Origin of the sequence: Cedecea sp. (genome assembly GCF_036500665.1) — a bacterium.
In the GTDB taxonomy this organism is placed as follows: Bacteria; Pseudomonadota; Gammaproteobacteria; order Enterobacterales; family Enterobacteriaceae; genus Cedecea.
The window spans coordinates 1-17518 of the sequence record NZ_DASYBS010000165.1 but is presented as its reverse complement, the minus strand read 5'-3'; the positions used below and the strand labels follow the sequence as shown (position 1 = coordinate 17518).

At 55.4% G+C, this 17518-nt stretch carries 13 protein-coding genes; 4 read left to right on the top strand and 9 right to left on the bottom strand.

Translation table 11 applies throughout. The features are described from left to right. Nucleotides 1-40 precede the first annotated feature (40 nt). The 4 genes from VGM55_RS25680 to malX form a co-directional block, all read right to left on the bottom strand. The gene (locus VGM55_RS25680) at nucleotides 41-1516 is read right to left on the bottom strand and encodes an oligopeptide:H+ symporter (protein WP_331637140.1); all 1476 of its coding nucleotides are present in this window, start codon (nucleotides 1514-1516) and stop codon (nucleotides 41-43) included. A gap of 214 nt (nucleotides 1517-1730) precedes the next feature. After that, nucleotides 1731-3161, bottom strand: coding sequence for a CehA/McbA family metallohydrolase (locus VGM55_RS25675; RefSeq protein ID WP_331637139.1), 1431 nt, complete (start codon nucleotides 3159-3161; stop codon nucleotides 1731-1733). A 131-nt stretch (nucleotides 3162-3292) separates the two neighbouring features. Continuing rightward, entirely contained in the window at nucleotides 3293-4465 is a 1173-nt protein-coding gene (locus tag VGM55_RS25670) for a MalY/PatB family protein (protein ID WP_331637138.1), read from the bottom strand. Nucleotides 4466-4508: 43 nt separating this feature from the next. Then, a complete protein-coding gene (gene malX, locus VGM55_RS25665; RefSeq protein ID WP_331637137.1) occupies nucleotides 4509-6098 on the bottom strand; it encodes a maltose/glucose-specific PTS transporter subunit IIBC in 1590 nt (529 codons plus the stop codon). A 186-nt stretch (nucleotides 6099-6284) separates the two neighbouring features. Here malX and VGM55_RS25660 point away from each other — a divergent pair, with 186 nt between their 5' ends. Further along, entirely contained in the window at nucleotides 6285-7319 is a 1035-nt protein-coding gene (locus tag VGM55_RS25660) for a Mal regulon transcriptional regulator MalI (RefSeq protein WP_154185999.1), read from the top strand. An 87-nt stretch (nucleotides 7320-7406) separates the two neighbouring features. Here the strand turns inward: VGM55_RS25660 and VGM55_RS25655 are convergent, their stop codons facing one another. The 3 genes from VGM55_RS25655 to manA all read right to left on the bottom strand — a co-directional run bounded on the left by VGM55_RS25655 (nucleotide 7407) and on the right by manA (nucleotide 11059). After that, a complete protein-coding gene (locus VGM55_RS25655; protein ID WP_154185997.1) occupies nucleotides 7407-7610 on the bottom strand; it encodes a hypothetical protein in 204 nt (67 codons plus the stop codon). 415 nt (nucleotides 7611-8025) lie between these two features. Next, nucleotides 8026-9609: a YdgA family protein gene (locus VGM55_RS25650; RefSeq protein ID WP_331637136.1), complete on the bottom strand. Its 1584-nt coding sequence runs from the start codon at nucleotides 9607-9609 to the stop codon at nucleotides 8026-8028. 274 nt (nucleotides 9610-9883) lie between these two features. Next, nucleotides 9884-11059, bottom strand: a complete 1176-nt coding sequence (gene manA / locus VGM55_RS25645; protein ID WP_154185993.1) for a mannose-6-phosphate isomerase — start codon at nucleotides 11057-11059, stop codon at nucleotides 9884-9886. 206 nt (nucleotides 11060-11265) lie between these two features. Between manA and fumA the strand changes: the two genes are divergently transcribed. Then, on the top strand, nucleotides 11266-12912 hold the full coding sequence (gene fumA / locus VGM55_RS25640) for a class I fumarate hydratase FumA (protein WP_154185991.1): 1647 nt from the start codon (nucleotides 11266-11268) through the stop codon (nucleotides 12910-12912). Nucleotides 12913-12967: 55 nt separating this feature from the next. Then, nucleotides 12968-14365, top strand: a complete 1398-nt coding sequence (gene fumC / locus VGM55_RS25635; RefSeq protein ID WP_154185989.1) for a class II fumarate hydratase — start codon at nucleotides 12968-12970, stop codon at nucleotides 14363-14365. A gap of 3 nt (nucleotides 14366-14368) precedes the next feature. Here the strand turns inward: fumC and tus are convergent, their stop codons facing one another. After that, nucleotides 14369-15298, bottom strand: coding sequence for a DNA replication terminus site-binding protein (tus, locus tag VGM55_RS25630; RefSeq protein ID WP_331637135.1), 930 nt, complete (start codon nucleotides 15296-15298; stop codon nucleotides 14369-14371). A gap of 123 nt (nucleotides 15299-15421) precedes the next feature. Beyond that, complete coding sequence (gene rstB / locus VGM55_RS25625) at nucleotides 15422-16717, bottom strand: two-component system sensor histidine kinase RstB (protein WP_154185985.1); 1296 nt, start codon at nucleotides 16715-16717, stop codon at nucleotides 15422-15424. Nucleotides 16718-17000: 283 nt separating this feature from the next. On the opposite strand from rstB, the gene VGM55_RS25620 reads away from it, so the two are divergent. Further along, on the top strand, nucleotides 17001-17354 hold the full coding sequence (locus VGM55_RS25620; RefSeq protein WP_154185983.1) for a hypothetical protein: 354 nt from the start codon (nucleotides 17001-17003) through the stop codon (nucleotides 17352-17354). Nucleotides 17355-17518: the final 164 nt, after the last annotated feature.

The following is a 17518-nucleotide window of genomic DNA, read 5'->3' as shown; positions in this document are numbered from 1 at the left end:
TTGGACGATGCAGGGTGCGGGTTTTCCCGCGCCCGAATACTTAAGCCTGCGCGGCGCGTTTCTCATCAATCAGGCGGCGCAGCAGCGGGATCAGCAGCAGCAGAATAGCACCTGTTACCAACGAGCCCCAGCCCAGCTGATTGAAGACCGCGCTGTAACCCGGATCGGTCAATGCCGGGGTGGTGCCACTGTTTTGTGGCATACGGCCAGATACATAGCCTGCCAGGACGGAAGCGACCCCCGTCACCATCATCCAGCAGCCCATCATCAGCCCCTGGAGGTTGGCCGGTGCCAGCTTACCGATCATCGAGTAGCCAACCGGGGAAATCAGCAGCTCGCCGATGCTTTGCAGAATGTAGCTGATAACAATCCATTTCAGGGCAACCATACCGTCCGCTCCAGCCATGGAGATGCCCAACGGCAGCACCAGCATGCCAACCCCCATACAGAACAAGGAGGAGGCGAATTGCGCCGGGACATCGATGCGCACGCCGCGATCGCGCAGGCGTTTAAACAGCCATGCCATCAGCGGGCCGCCGATCACAATCACGATGGTGTTGATGTTTTGCAGCCACTGCGGGGAAACCTGCCAACCGAAGGCGCTCAGGGTCACGTTATGTTCGGCAAACAGCGTCAGGCCCATCGGCGCGAGCTGGTATAGCGACCAGAAGACCAGCGAACCCGCCGCCAGTAACAGATAGGCCACCATGCGGCGGCGCTCTTGTTTACGGGAGTGACGGGCCGTCATTACGCACAGCATCAGGAACACCAGCGCGCCCAGCACCAGCACGAAGCTGCTGCTGAATTCGGGATGTCCCAGCAGCAGGCGCAGCACCGGTACCAGCAGGACGAGGATCAGCAGACCGAACGCCATGCGCAGGTAAAAACCTCTCCCCTTAACGTGCTGTAGCGGGGTGCTGATGTCGGCCAGAACCGGCCAGCGGAGCAGGGTTATTACCACGGCGGCAACGTTGCCGAGGGTAGCGAACAGGAAAAGTGCCCGGTAGCTTTCGGTCAGCTGGTAGTAGCCCGCCACGGTAAAGCCGATAAAGAAACCCAGGTTCATCCCCGCGTAGTTCCACAGGAAGGCGGCCTCGCGGCGATCGTCATCCGGCGCAAAACGCTGAGTCAGCATCATGTTCAGGCAGGTGACGTTCAGCCCGCTGCCGCTCAGGAACATTGCCAGCCCCCACCACAGGCCGGTCAGGCCCGCATCCGCGATCAGGTAACAGCCAACCACCTGTAGCAGCATGCCGAGAACAAACAGGTTGCGGTTGCTCAGATAACGCCCGCCAAGGCAGCCGCCAAACAGGTGCAGGCCGTAGTTGAACGCGCCGAAGATGCCCATCATGGCATCGGCCTGGCCATCGCTGAACCCGAGGCGTTTAGTCACGTACAGGACGAGGGTGGAATACAAAACCGCGAAGCCGAGCGTGGCGAACATCTGGATGAAGAATAATGCACCGGAGCCGGGAGGGATCGCCTGCTGCGAGGCATGGCCGGAAGATAAACTCATACTGGTATCTCTCTGAACAACAAAAAGACCCGGGAGGCAGAGGCGTCACCGGGTCTTATTTCTATGACTATGATGAGTGAGTATTTTCGTCGCTTTTGCTCTTTTTATGCAAAAAAGATTGCCTAAATATTCACATTAAATAATTTCAAAATTTTACAAACGGCGATGGGGACAGCAACAACGTGCCGTTTTTCTCGTCGCTGACGGAGGAAAACTACACCTCTTCCGCGCCACGAGGGAAGGCCAGGTGCGCGGTGACATCTCCCCAGGTTGTGCCCACCGGTGCGGTGAAAAGGGGATGCTCCGCACAATAAATCGGGTTGATCATCCCCTCCAGCGTGCCGTCGCTGCGGCGAATGTCCCAGCGAATCCAGGCATGCTGCGCCATGTCGCAGTGAATATCCTGCGGAAAGATGCTTAGCGGGTATTCTGCCAGTATGCCTTTCTCTGACACCAGCTGGAGCTGGTAGCTTTGTTCTTCGTCGCGGACGGCCACGGTCAGGATTGCTGTTTTACCGTCGGCGGCCTGGCCCGGTAGCAGTTTGCCATCGTTCAGGCTGAAGCTTAAACCACAGCGGCGTTCAAAGTAGCAGTGGCCTCTCTTGATGGCCGCAAGAATGGCTTCTCCGCTGAGCGCCTCAGCATAAACCCAGGTGCTCGGGTCGCCGTAAATTGAGGGCTCCGTGGCCTGCGGGTAGCGTTCGTGGGGCTGCATATGGCAGTCGCTTCCTCCAACGGCATAAATCCGGTGTCCGGCGTTCCACAGCGTGTTGAATATCTCAACGACCTGCTCGTTGGCTGTAGTCGCATTTTTCCAGGTCGGATCGTTGAGTACTTCCAGCACGTCAATGTCTGCCAGCGGAATCTCGTCATACAGCCAGCTCCAGGGGTGCAGCATGGCGTGGTTCACGCTCAGCACGCTTTCCGGACGTTTGAGCGCAATACCCTGAGTAATCAGGCCGCGGCTGCTGTAGTCGGCGTTGTGCATATTCAGCGTGGTGGCCGGACCGTGAATATTAAGATGGCCTTTGTCGGAGGTGACCTCAATGCTCGGCAGCATCAGCACGCTGTCATGGCGCGGCAGGCAGGCGTGCGAAAGATTGTGTTCGGTCAGGAAGAAGAAATCCAGTCCCTGTTCCGCCATGATGTCCAGCGCCTGCAGCAGCGTATTGTTGCCGTCGGACAAAGTGGTGTGGCCGTGCAGGTCGCCACGGTACCAGCCCGGGCGGTCGCTCAGTGTGCGCTGGTAGTCAAAAATAACCTGATGATCGGTGCGCAGCACGTCCAGCTTCTCAAACTCAACCGGGGCAGCCAGCGCGTCAAAGCTGATGTCCAGTCGGTAGCTCATTGGCTGCGGCGAGCGACTTTCACCGATGACGTTATAGACATGCAGCTGCCACTCTCCCGGTGGGAGTTCCCCTGGCAGCGCGCCTACTGACGCCCAGTCAGGGCACACCGTCAGCACTTTGTCAGGCTTTTGTAGCATCACGGAGGCCCGCAGCTGCTGGCGGCTGTCGTACAGATAACAATAAAGATGCCCGGTACGCAGCGTGGTGCCCGCCAGGCTAATCGCTGGAGTATTTGGGGCAACATGGAAAGTATGGACCGCATGACCAAAGGGAATTTCACCGGAAAAAACGTGCATGATTTGCTCCTGTTTTTAATGGACACGAGCTTAAGGGGAGCGGGTGAAGATAGTGTGTCGGTTGGGTGTCGGAAAGATGACGAAAGGATGAACGAGCAGGGAGAAGAAGGGGAGCAGGCTCCCCTTAAGGGTTATAGCAGGGACTGGATCCCGGCGATAAGCCGCTCGACGCCGGCCTCAAGCTTGACGCGCGGGCACCCGGCGTTCAGTCGTATAAAGCCGTTACCTTCAACGCCGTAGGTGTAGCCCGGCATGATGGCGACTTTTTGCTGCTCAATAAGCGCTTTCTGCAGGGCGCGATCGTCCAGCCCCAGCGGGCGTAAATCGACCCAGGCCAGATAGGTGGACTGCGGCAGTTGCCAGTTAAGCGCCGGGAATGCCTGGTTCAACCTGTCGGCCACGAACTGCAAATTATCCTGCAGATAGTCTCGCAGCGCATCAAGCCAGGATTCGCCTTCGCGGTAGGCGGCAATATGGGCGACGATTGCCAGTACGGCCGGAGAAGAGAGGCCATCCTGTCCTTTAAGCACGCTCAGATACTGCTGGCGATCTTCTGCATCATTTATCAGCCCGTAGGCGCCGGTAAGCGCCGGGATGTTGAAGCTTTTTGAGCCCGAAGTGAACAGCGCCCAGCCGCCGCGGCCAATGTCGCACCATGGAATATGCTGATTTTCGCCCCACACCATATCCATATGGATTTCGTCGCTGATAACGCGCACGCCGTGGCGTTCGCAGAGTTCAGCCATCAGCTCCAGTTCTGCGTGAGTCCAGACCTTGCCGGTTGGGTTGTGCGGGCTGCACAGCAGCATGATTTTACATTCCGGGCGGGCGAGCAACGTTTCCAGCTCCGCCATATCACACCGCCAGCCGTCCGCCGTTTTTTGTAGCGAAGCGCTCAATACCTGACGCTTGTTGCCTTCAATCGCCTTGTAGAACGCATCGTAGGCCGGGGTGTGAATAAGCACACCGTCGCCCGGCTGTGACCACTGGCGAATCAGCTGCGAAACCATATAAATCACCGAAGGGCCGTAGACTACGCTTTCCGGATCGATGGTGCTGCCGAAGCGTTGCTGATACCAGTGGGCGATAGCGGAGAGAAAATCGTCGTTCTTCCAGCGGCTGTAGCCGAGCACGCCGTGAGCCAAGCGTTTTTGCAGGGCTTCAAGGATGCAGGGCGCGGTGGGGAAGTCCATATCGGAGATAGTAAAGGGTAGCAGGTCGGCGGCGCCGAAGCGATCGGCCACGTAATCCCACTGGGTGCACCAGGTCCCGTGGCGGTCTACCGGAACAGAAAAATCAAACATAAAACCTCACGGCAAAAAGGGCGCCGCAGCGCCCGTTTGTGAATTAAGCCTCGACGGTGCGCATCAGGCCGACCATCTCATCTTTGACCGACTGAACCTGTGGCCCGATGACCACCTGCAGGTTGTGCTCGTTAAGCTTGACGACGCCGATGGCGCGGTTGGCCTTCAGGGCTGCGGTATCCACCAGAGACATATCTTTGACCGACAGGCGCAGACGGGTGATGCAGTTATCCAGCGTCGAAATGTTGTCGCTGCCGCCCAGCGCCGCCAGAATAGCCGGCACGTTATAGCCGGATTTGCCCGTGTGGCCGCCAACGGGTTTTTCTGCGGTGGTGGTTTCAATATCACGACCAGGGGTTTTGATATTGAAGCGGGTGATGGCGAAGCGGAAGATAGCATAGTAGCCAGCAAACCAGACTGCTGCCACAACCGGCACCATGTACCACTTGGTGGACAGGCCATGCAGCACGCCGAAGACGAAGAAGTCGATAATGTTGCCGTCGGTGTTGCCGATAGTGACGCCCAGCACCGACATCATAGTGAAGCCGATACCCGTCAGCACGGCGTGAATAAGGTACAGTACCGGCGCGACAAACAGGAACAGGAACTCGATCGGCTCTGTGGTACCGCCCACGACGCAGGCAATCACGCCGGAGATCAGCAGCCCTTTAATTTTATGACGGTTTTCTGGACGGGCGCAGTGGTACATCGCCAACGCAGCGCCAGGCAGGCCGCCGAGGAACGCCGGCATTTTACCCTGTGACAGGAACTGGGTGGCGCTTTCCGAGAAGCCGTGGGTCGTTGGGCAGCTTAACTGCGCCTGGAAGATAGTCAGCGCGCCGCTTACGGTATGACCACAAACGTCCATGGTTCCGCCCGCTTCGGTGAAGCGAATCAGGGCCACCAGAATGTGCTGCAGGCCAAACGGCAGCAGTAAACGCTCCCCGGTACCGAAAATCATCGGCCCGAATACGCCAGCGCTATGGATCATATAGCCCAGAGCGTTGATCCCGGCGGCAAATACCGGCCAAATCAGTGGAATAACCAGGCCAACAAGGCCCATTACCACCGTGGTGATGATGGGCACAAAGCGGGTACCGCCGAAGAACGCCAGCGCATCCGGCAGGCGGATGTTATGAAAACGCTCGTGCAGCAGGTAAACGATGATCCCGGCAATCACCGCGCCGAGAATACCGGTATCAATCGACTGAACGCCAAGCACGCTCTGAATGTTATTGGCTTTCAGAATGGCGGCGTCGGTAGAGGGCAGAATACCTTTGGCGGTCAGCCAGAAGTTAACCGCCAGGTTCATCACCATATAACCGACGAAGCCCGCGAAAGCGGCAACGCCTTTGTTTTCACGCGCCAGACCAAGCGGGATGGCAATACAGAACATCACCGGCAGGAAGCTGAAGGCGAATGAGCCCATTTTGCTCATCCAGGTGAAGATAAGCTGTAATACCGGGTTGCCCAGCGCCGGGATCTCGGTGATGACGTCATGGCTGCTTAACGAACTGCCGATGCCAAGCATAATGCCGCAGAAAGAGAGCAGCGCCACCGGCAACATAAAGGTTTTGCCGAGGTTCTGGAAAAACTCCCAAAGCGATTTTTTTTGTGGTGTATTAGCCGCCATCACGACTCCTTAACCCGGTTGAAATGAGATGTTGAGTAACTAAAGTCCGGTGATGATAAAACGTTTTACCCAATTTTATCGTGAGGACGATCTCAGAATTACCGCGCATAATGAAGTTGAATATGCCAGCATAAGTAAAACGTTTTATCTTTATATTTATCGATTCACGGAGGATCTGACTTAACGATGTCGACGCTGACCAAAAGAATCACTATCAACGAGGTTGCCGAGGCCGCAGGCGTATCGGTGACCACGGTATCGCTGGTGCTCAGCGGCAAGGGAAGGATCTCTACCGCCACCGGCCAGCGGGTCAATGAGGCTATCGAAAAGTTAGGTTTTGTGCGTAACCGCCAGGCCGTGTCGCTGCGCGGTGGACAGAGCGGTGTTATTGGTCTTATCGTGCGCGACCTTTGCAATCCTTTTTACGCAGAACTCACTGCCGGACTGACGGAAGCGCTGGAGCAGCAGGGGCAGCTGCTGTTTCTGACACAAAGCGGAAGCAAAGGGCAGCATATGCAGCGCTGCTTCGACACCTTAGTGTCGCAGGGTGTGGACGGGATTATTATCGCCGGGGCGGCAGGACAGGGGGCCGATCTGCGGGAAATGGCGGCGCAGAATAAACTGCCGCTGGTTTTTGCCTCCCGCGCCAGTTATCTGGATGAAGTGGATATTATCCGGCCGGATAATATGCAGGCGGCACAGATGGTGACCGAGCACCTGATTAAGCGCGGGCACCAGCGTATCGCGTGGCTGGGCGGGCGAAGTTCATCCCTGACGCGAGCCGAACGGCTGGGGGGCTTCTGCGCCACGCTGATGCAGCACGGGCTGCCGTTCCACAGCGACTGGATCCTTGAATGCGAACCGAGCCAAAAGCAGGCGGCAGATGTGATTACCGAGCTATTGCATAATTTCCCGACTATCAGCGCGGTGGTCTGCCACAACAGCACCGTGGCGATGGGCGCGTGGTTCGGCCTGACCCGAGCGGGCTGGCAGATGGGCGGCGGCAGCGTCGACAGCTATTACGACAGGCATATTGCGCTGGCCGCCTTTGCAGAAGTTACCGAAGAAGAGCTGGACGATGTGCCGATGACCTGGGTGACAACCCCCGCAAGGGAGATCGGTCGCAGCGCGGCACAGCGTATTCTCCAGCGAGCACAGGAAAGCGACATTGTTTTCAGCAATCAAATTATGCCCGCGCGTCTGATAACTATTAAAAACTAACTTTTTCAGGATATATCTTTCGCTCCGCAGTTATTCCGTTCACCGGCCACTCAGTTTCCCCTACACGTTCCCAGTACGGTGAACGTGTCAGGTGGCATTACGCCATGCCCCCTGACGCCCCCCGGCGCCCGGCAAGCTCATCGCCGCTAAAGCGGTAAACCCACCGGCCATCACCCAAACATTCGGGGTCGTTCGCGATTCGTTCCCGACGATCGCTCTCTTTCGCTGCTCCCGGCAGCTCAACTCCGCCTGAGTTGGGTCATAACCGGGGGCGATGAGAGCCGGGGACAAATCTTCCCCTCACCCTCTCCCTTCCAGGGAGAGGGTGAGGGTAAAAATAAGAAGCGAGGCTCGGTTCCGGCTTAAATCGCCTCCGTTTTCTCTCCGACTGGCCAGGGTCCGGGCGTCGGGAACGGCCGGCGGCTGAGAGCGTCGGGAACGCATCTCAGCCGAGCCAGGACTGGGAGATAAAACGGAGGTCTGCCGCTTTAGCGGTCGATTTATTTGGCCGGGAGTCCGGGGGCTCGGGGGAATGACGGTGATTCTCCCGAGACGTTCACCGGAGCGGTGGCAACATATGAAACAGGCCTGAAGTGAACGGAATCTTAGCCGACCTTTCATAGAGCGTATTTGTGACTAAAAGACAGATTTGCCATTGGCCGCCAGAAACTAAAAACCCCGCCTGCTGGCGGGGTTTTTGTAAGAGTTACTGCTGAGGAGCCGGTTCGGCGTCCGGAGAAGCATCATCCCCAGGCGCGTCGTCCTGCGGCTGAGGGATGGCATCACTGTCGTTATCCTGCAGCGCCGGGCCACCCATGCCTGTAGGCAGAGCGAACATGCTGAATAGTTCGCCCAACGACATCTGCTCACCGTTCAGGGCCGCTTTTCCATTACCGTACTGCAGGCTGGTGGTGATGTTGTCGCCGTCGACTTTGGTGACGCGGAACATCTGGCCCATGGCGGCAAGGCCTTTGATCTGCTGGCCGGCGAGTTTCCCCGCTTCATCCTGGTTGTAACCTTCCAGTTGGGCAACCTGGGTCATCATCTCGGTTGCCATCGGCATCGGGATAACCAGCTTCGCGTCGAGAGATTTCACGTAGCGATCCAACTGCTCTTCCGGCGTCCTGGCTGCGCCGGTTATGCCCTGAGGGTCTTTGAGGAACAGCGACAGGTTAAAGTTTGACTCGCCCTTATCATTTTTCCAGCTTAAGGGTGCGACGGTGATAGTCGGGTTACCCTTCAGCAGCAGAGGTAGGTTAGCACCGATCAATTCAATAGATTTCTGCTGGTAGAGCTCAGGGTTTTGCTGCAATGCCGTATCGGCCATCAGCTGCTGTACGCCCGCGTTATATTTTTGCGTAAACTCACGCAGCGCGGCGGCATCAATATTGCCAAGCTTAAGGGTCAGCTTGCCGCTGCCCATGTTCTGGCTCTGAACTTTCAGCGTATCCAGGCTGTAGTCGAACTGCCCGGTAAAGTGCTTTTTATCGTCCTGCACGTCGGTTTTTGCATTCAGATTGAAGCCTTCTACCACGGCTATCTCTTTACCGTCGACGACCATTGAGAGCTTATCGATGGTCGCTTTTTGCGAACCAACGCGCTGGTCAAACAGGCTGCGTTTGCTATCGCCGTCGGTTTTAATCCCGTTGAATGACAGCTGTACGCGCTGGCCGTATTCGTTAACGGTATTGAGCAGTCCACTGTCTGCGGTGCCGGAAATAGCGATTTCATTGCCTGAACCGTCGACGTCGGCCGTCAACTTACCGCCGCTGAAACTGATTTTGTTTTCACCTTCGGTGGCATCAATGGCCGCCAACTCGATGTCAGAGGAGGTCGCTCCGCTGTATCCTACGCGGGTTTCCACGCTGACAGGTTGCTTATCTTTGGTCAGCGTAAAGAGATGTTTGGTCGTGTCGTTATTTACAAGTTCAGTATGGATCGATGCCATGCTCGGGATCGGATTGAATTTCTTCAGCTGAGCGAACGGGAAAGGACCATGATCGATGGTTTCGTTAAATAAAACGCTTTGCTCCGGCGTAAGAATGGCGTTTTTAGTGCCGGCAGCCTGCTTAATAACCAGCTGGACTGTGCTGTGGAAAACCCCGCGTTTATAGTCCTGATAGCTGAGTACCAATCCTGATTCCGGCGCCGAGTTTTTGATCTCCGCATTGGCGTTATCAATCATTTCGGCCATACGACCTTCGAACTGCTTACCCGTGAACCAGGCACCGCCGGTCCACACCACGCCCAGCGCCACAATTACCCCAACCGCAACCAGAGATTTTTTCATCGTATCATTTCCATGTTAAGTAGCCGGTAGCCGTCCCCCACCGGGCGAATGAAAAACGCCTGATAACAGGCGTTCCAGGTCATAAACAAAAGATTCCATGAGTAAAAGTACGCATTCGGTACGATTAAAAGGAAAGAATTTTGTCTTCTGATTTACCCCAAACGGTTCAAAACCGCGTTTTGGGCCGTTTGCCACCCATCAAAAACGCCTGATAACAGGCGTTTTCGTAAACGTGCTTACTAGCTTAGCAATACGCGCTAAAAAGATCAGTAAGTTAAAGTTTGTTAAAGACGCGAGCCACTCGCCCTACGCCGCTAACGGCAATTGGCGATTCTGCGGCGCTAATGAACGCTGACTCGCCCGGCTTAAGCGCCAGACGCTGTTCGCCTTTGGTTAGCACGGCTTCACCTTCTACGCAGAACACAATGGCCGCGCTTTGCTGAGCGAGCGTGGCTTCCTGCGTGCTCAGGTCATGCAGCGAGAAGGCAAAGTCATCAACAGGAATAGGGAAGTCCAGCTCGCTGCCGTTTTTCTGCGGCTGTGTCAGCAGTTGGTTGGCTGGTTTCGGCTCAAACTTAACGTTGGCGACCAGTTCCGGGATATCGATGTACTTCGGCGTTAACCCGGCACGCAGGACATTGTCAGAGTTGGCCATGACCTCCAGCGCCACGCCATTAAGATAAGCATGTGGCGTTTCAGCGAACAGGAACATGGCTTCGCCTGGCTGCAGTTTGACGACGTTGAGCAGCAGCGGGGAGAAGAGGCCGCTGTCGTCCGGGTAGAACTCGGAAATCACGCGAATGGTTTCCCACGGCTCGCCCTGCTGGTTATTCAGGGCCGCTTTCAGCACGCCAAGCGCCAGGGATTTTTCCTCGCCCTGCATGTTAAGCAAACCGGCAAACAGCTGCGCCAGGCTTTCTGCCCCAGGCTTCTGCAGGAAATGAGCAATCAGCGGGTGCGCGCCGGAAACCGGCTGCAGCAACGACACAATGTCAGAGAACTCGCGGAAGGCATTCATCGCCAGGAAAGGCGTAAGGGCAAACACCAGCTCGGGCTTGTGGTTGGGATCTTTGTAGTTGCGCTCCGCGGCATCTAACGGAATACCGGCCGCGTTTTCTTTAGCAAAGCCGATTTCAGACGCTTTTTTATTAGGGTGAACCTGAATCGAGAGCGGCTGGGCGGCGCAAAGCACTTTGAACAGGAAAGGCAGCTCGCCAAAACGCTCGGCAACCGCTTTCCCCAGCAGCGCAGGCTGGTCTGCGTCAATCACATCACGCAATGCGTGCTGTTGCCCGTTAGCATCGAGCACTTTTGAGCTACTCTTTGGGTGAGCGCCCATCCACAGTTCAGCCATGGGCTTATGCTGCGGGTTGGCGATGCCGTACAGTTCCGTTAACGCCGTTTCACTTCCCCAGGCATAATTTTGTACCGCATTGATCAATTTTTGCATCTCAGGTCCCTGTCATCATTGAGTCGAAGTTTCAGTTATTAAACCAATTATCCGCCGGGAAGTAACCAGGGCAACAAAAAGTCGTATTAGTCTCAGTTTCTGTTAAAAAATTGTGTAGCATGTTATGACTTGTTTTTGGAACGCAGCGTAAGATCCTGCGCTGAAATATAAAAATTAACGTTACTGTTGTCGCAAGTGAGAGAAATATGTCGAATAAACCCTTCCATTACCAGGAGCCTTTCCCGCTCCAGAAAGACCCGACCGAATATTACCTCCTGAGCTCCGACTATGTTTCCGTCGCCGAGTTTGACGGCCAGCAAATCCTCAAGGTTGATCCTCAGGCCCTGACGCTGCTGGCCCAGCATGCCTTCCACGACGCTTCGTTTATGCTGCGCCCGGCGCACCAGCAGCAGGTGGCGGACATTCTGAGCGACCCGGAAGCCAGCGAGAACGACAAATACGTTGCGCTGCAGTTCCTGCGTAACTCCGATATTGCTGCGAAAGGCATTCTGCCAACCTGCCAGGACACCGGCACTGCCATCATCATGGGTAAAAAAGGCCAGCGTGTCTGGACCGGCGGCGGGGACGAAGAAGCGCTGTCTCGCGGCGTCTATAACACCTTTATTGAGGATAACCTGCGCTATTCCCAGAACGCCGCGCTGGATATGTACAAAGAGGTGAACACCGGCACCAACCTGCCCGCGCAGATTGACCTCTACAGCGTGGACGGGGATGAATATAAGTTCCTGTGCATCGCCAAAGGCGGCGGCTCGGCCAACAAAACCTATCTCTACCAGGAAACCAAAGCGCTGATAACGCCGGCGAAGCTGAAAGACTACCTGGTTGAGAAAATGCGTACCCTGGGCACCGCGGCCTGCCCGCCGTACCACGTGGCGTTTGTTATCGGCGGTACGTCTGCCGAAGCCACCCTGAAAACCGTGAAGCTGGCGTCAACCAAGTACTACGACGGCCTGCCGACCGAAGGTAACGAATATGGCCAGGCGTTCCGCGACGTGCAGCTTGAAGAAGAGCTGTTGAAAGAAGCCCAGAACCTTGGTCTGGGGGCGCAGTTCGGCGGCAAATACTTCGCCCACGATATCCGCGTTGTTCGCCTGCCGCGCCACGGCGCGTCCTGCCCGGTTGGCATGGGCGTGTCATGCTCTGCAGACCGTAATATCAAGGCAAAAATCAACAAAGACGGCATCTGGCTTGAGAAGCTGGAGCACAACCCGGGCAAATACATTCCGGAAGAACTGCGCCAGGCGGGTGAGGGGGAAGCCGTGAAGGTTAACCTGAATCGCCCGATGAAAGAGATCCTCGCCCAGCTGTCCGACTTCCCGGTGTCTACCCGTCTGTCGTTAACCGGCACCATTATTGTGGCGCGTGACATCGCTCACGCTAAACTGAAAGAACGTCTCGATAACGGCGAAGATCTGCCGCAGTACGTGAAAGATCACCCAATTTATTACGCAGGTCCGGCCAAAACGCCGGACGGCTACGCATCCGGCTCATTAGGGCCGACAACCGCGGGCCGTATGGACTCCTACGTGGATCAGCTGCAGGCCAACGGCGGCAGCATGATCATGCTGGCAAAGGGCAACCGCAGCCAGCAGGTAACGGACGCCTGTCACAAACACGGTGGTTTCTACCTGGGCAGTATTGGGGGGCCGGCGGCGGTGCTGGCGCAAAACAGCATCAAGAGCCTGGAGTGTGTGGAGTACCCGGAACTGGGTATGGAAGCCATCTGGAAAATTGAAGTGGAAGATTTCCCGGCGTTCATCCTGGTGGATGACAAAGGCAACGATTTCTTCCAGAAAATTCAGGTCTCACAGTGCTCTCGATGCGTTAAGTAATACTCAAGCCGCCGCTCAATAAACGGCGGCTTTTTTTATCGCAAAGGAGAAAGGCATGACATCCAGTCGCAGTGAAAAAGACTCAATGGGCCCGATCGACGTACCGGCAGATAAACTGTGGGGTGCGCAGACTCAGCGTTCACTTGAGCACTTCCGCATCTCTACCGAGAAAATGCCGAGCGAGCTGATTCGGGCGCTGGCGCTCACCAAGCGCGCGGCGGCGAAGGTCAACGTAGACCTCGGCCTGCTGCCCGCAGATCGCGGCACGGCTATTATCGCCGCCGCCGATGAAGTGCTGGCGGGAAAGCATCCCGGTGAATTCCCGCTCGCTATCTGGCAGACAGGCTCCGGCACCCAAAGCAACATGAACATGAATGAGGTGCTGGCGAACCGGGCCAGCGAAATTCTGGGTGGCGTGCGCGGCATGGAGCGACTGGTGCACCCGAACGACGACGTTAACAAAAGTCAGAGTTCGAACGATGTTTTCCCGACCGCCATGCACGTGGCGGCGATTATCGCGGTACGCGAGCATCTGCTGCCGCAGTTAAACGTGCTCAGGCAAACGCTGGCGAAAAAGGCGGATGCCTTTAAAGATATCGTCAAAATTGGCCGTACCCACCTGCAGGACGCCACGCCGTTAACGCTTGGCCAGGAAATCTCCGGCTGGGTAGCGATGCTTGAGCATAACCTGAAGCATATCGACCACAGCCTGCCGCATCTGGCGGAGCTGGCGCTGGGCGGCACGGCGGTCGGTACCGGGCTGAACACGCACCCTGAATATGCCGTTCGTGTGGCAAAGGCGCTTGCTGACTTCACGAAACAGCCGTTCGTCACGGCACCAAACAAGTTTGAAGCCCTGGCCACCTGTGATGCGCTGGTGCATGCTCACGGTGCGCTAAAAGGGCTGGCCTCTTCGCTGATGAAGATTGCTAACGATGTTCGCTGGCTGGCTTCCGGCCCGCGCTGTGGCATTGGCGAGCTGTCTATCCCGGAAAACGAGCCGGGCAGTTCAATTATGCCGGGGAAAGTGAACCCGACCCAGTGCGAAGCGATGACGATGCTGTGCTGCCAGGTGCTGGGTAACGACGTCGCGGTGAATATTGGCGGCGCGTCCGGTAACTTCGAATTGAACGTTTATCGCCCGATGGTTATCCATAACTTCCTGCAGTCCGTTCGCCTGCTGGCCGACGGGATGGAAAGCTTCAACGAACACTGTGCGGTGGGCATTGAACCTAACCGGGACCGCATCAGCCAGCTGCTTAACGAGTCGCTGATGCTGGTAACCGCGCTCAACACCCATATCGGCTACGATAAAGCGGCGGAAATTGCCAAAAAAGCCCATAAAGAGGGACTGACCCTCAAGGCATCGGCGCTGAAGCTCGGTTACCTGACCGAAGAAGAGTTCGACGCCTGGGTACGCCCTGAAGATATGGTTGGCAGCATGAAGTCGTAAGTTTTACCTTTCACAGTAAAGATGCAGCCGCGGGATAATCAGTCTCAGCGGCTGCGCTTCCGGCTTGTAGCGATGGCGAATATTATCCACATCATAATTCAGCAGTTCCCCTAACTCAGGCGGGGTTTCACCGATTTCCTGTCGACATAAAACAATCAACGGAGAAGGGCAGGCATACTGCACCTGCTTTTGCTGCGCCTGATACCAGACGCGGGCCACAGGCTGGACCTTGACCGGGCGTTTGATTTTCAGACGCGCGCTTTCCGGCAGGCTTTGCACATCATTGATCTCCTGCTCCACGCGTCCGGCCCACTGTTCCTTCGTCCACGGCGGCACGGCGCGGCCGGCGTTAAGGCTTTTCTCAAGCATGTCCAGCACCTGCTGGCGGCTAAGGTTTTTGACTATTTGCTTATTGGCCCAGCCGAAGCGCACGGTATCCGGCGTTTCAGGCTGCGTGATGGCGCGGTAGGCGTTCAGAGTAAGCAGGCCGGGAATGTGGCGGTGCACCCATTCAAAGCGCTGGGCAGAGGGCAGCTCAGACTCCACGCTGATGATGTGCTCCAGCGTGAGCTTCAGTTGATTGATGCGTTCCAGAAGCGTGCTGGTTTGCTGGTATTGATATTCGGTAACCGAATAACAGAGCGCGCCAGGTAAACGTATGGCGGCCTTAGTGCTGGTTTTTTCTGACTGCTGCTGAATAAACAGCCGCGTAAAGTGGGCGACGGCAGCCTGATGCGCTTCATGGCCCACGCGCTGCACCACTTCGATAGAAGAGAGCGGATCGTGCTCTTTGCTTTTTTCAATCGTGGGCAGGGTAAAGACCCGCCCGCTCAAAAGCCGCAGTTGCCCGAGCTGCTCTCGTAAAACAATCAGCTGCTGTTCCAGCTCGCGGCAGGTAGACGTTAATCGTTCAATAAGATCGTAGCGTGGCATAGGTACTCTATTTAGTTACAACATACGAATAAATTGTAGCAACAGAAACAAACTTCAGCAATCGCGCCGCCTTTGTTTAGCAGGGGAAAAATGGCCCGGTAGAACATGCCGGGCCGCACGATTTCAGGAAAGGTACGTGGTGTTGACCGGCCATGAAAAACGGAAGCTGGCACCGCCCAGAGGGCTGCTGTCAATGGTAACGTGTCCGCCCATAGCAACGGCGATGGAGTGCACTATCGCCAGGCCAAGACCGCAGCCACCGGTTGCACGGTCGCGGCTAGGGTCGAGGCGAACAAAAGGTTCGAAAACGCGGGCACGTTCGTCTTCCGGGATACCGGGGCCGTCATCCTCAACCTGTAGATTTGCAATATCACCTTCACGCCACAGGCTGATGCGCAGCTGTTGTTGGCTGTAGCGCAGGGCGTTGTTGATCAGGTTGTCGGTGACTCGCTCCATCAGGCGAAGATCCAACGCACCATAGTCGATGGCGGTAGCGGTGTCGGTATCGAGGGCAATCTGACGCTGGCGATGAATAAGCTGCACGTCGGCGATATGGGTTTCCATCCAGGTGGCAAATTTCACGTGTGCAAGATGAAGTTCGGTCTGCGGACGGTCAAGACGTGCGTAGGTCAGCAGCTCGTCAATCAGTGCCTCCAGCTGGCCGATGTCGCGATTCAGCGCCTGAGACTCTTCCGCACTCAGATTATCACTCATTTCGAGGCGATAGCGCAGGCGAACGAGTGGGGTTCTCAGCTCATGCGCAATACCGTCTATTAGCTGCTTCTTGCTGGCTATTAACGCATTGATGTTATCGGCCATTTGGTTAAAGGCGATACCTAACCGCTCAAAGCTTGAGGCATTATCAAAGTGGATATGTTCATCAAGATGGCCTTTACCAAACCTCTGGGCGGCGTTTTCCAGCTTGAGCATATCCTGCCAGTGCGGGCGCATCCAGATAAACACGGGGAAGGCGAGTGAGATGGCAATAAAAGCAATCAGACCAATATCCAGCAGCCGCATTTGGTGCAGATAAAACAGATAAGGAATAGGGCCAACCGCCAACACATAGTGGCTACGTGGGATACGCTGGATAAACGTGTATTCCTCATCCAGCGCCACAATTTCCCCCTCGCGCAGGTGGCGGGCGGCAATATCATCAAGTTTAAACTTGCTCATCGGCTCGATATTGAGCTTAAACGAGAGGTTCAGGTCGAGATCGTTGATGGTTTTATTCCAGTCGCGCGGGGGAATTTCGCGCAGCTCGCTACGCATCAGGTAAAGCGAACTTTTCATTAAGTCATCAAGTGACTGCCGTCCAGCACGTTCTGCGGTGAATTTATACACCAGGCCAACCAGCATGGTCATCACCAGGAAGCAGACGAACAGCAGGAGATAAAACTGTACAAACAGCTTTTTCATTAAGCTTTACCGTAAAATCAATGGGTTGATTATATTACCTTCACCCTTAGGGGCGCTATGGGGGCATTATATCTACCGATGTGCTGATACAGGAATGTAATTCCATCCGGCGTGTGTCGAAGTTGGCCAAATATCTCCATGTTATATAAATAACCCCATGATATTAATGATGTATTATGAGTTTTACATAGCAATAAATTTTCCCAAAAACAAAATTCTGGTAGTTTTAAAGTGAGATAAATCTGATAAATTGTCCACGCGTTAAATCACTATGGACTTAGAAATGAAAAGTAAATGGATATTGGGGGCCGTTGCACTCACCGCTTCGGTAGCTGCTATTTTGGTTATCCAACTCAGTTTTTTCTCGACTCCGCCTTTTGTTTCTGGCGCACAGGAAAGGCTTGAGTCCTACCTTTCATATAGTTATGGGCCACAGCACTGCTCCAGCGTGGAAGATACAGACGAGGGGTGGAAAATCAGTTGCGACGCCAATGATGGCAAACAGAGCTTTGTGTACATTGTGCATGATGCAAAAGAAGCGCCTTATGGCTTCTTCCTCACGGCTATTAATGATGCTGCCAGAGCGACCTACGACGTGGATTTGCTCTCATTCCTGGATATTAGAATAAACAGTTAACTTACCGCGCCTAAACCCGCTTCTGCGCTGAGGAATCCCCAGTAATGAGCGGGTAAAAAAAGACAGGCATAGAGTTTTGTGATCTACTGATTTGTGCAACCAATTCAATGGGATCACCTCTATGCCTGCTCGCCAAGTATGTCAGAATTTCTTCCGTGATACGT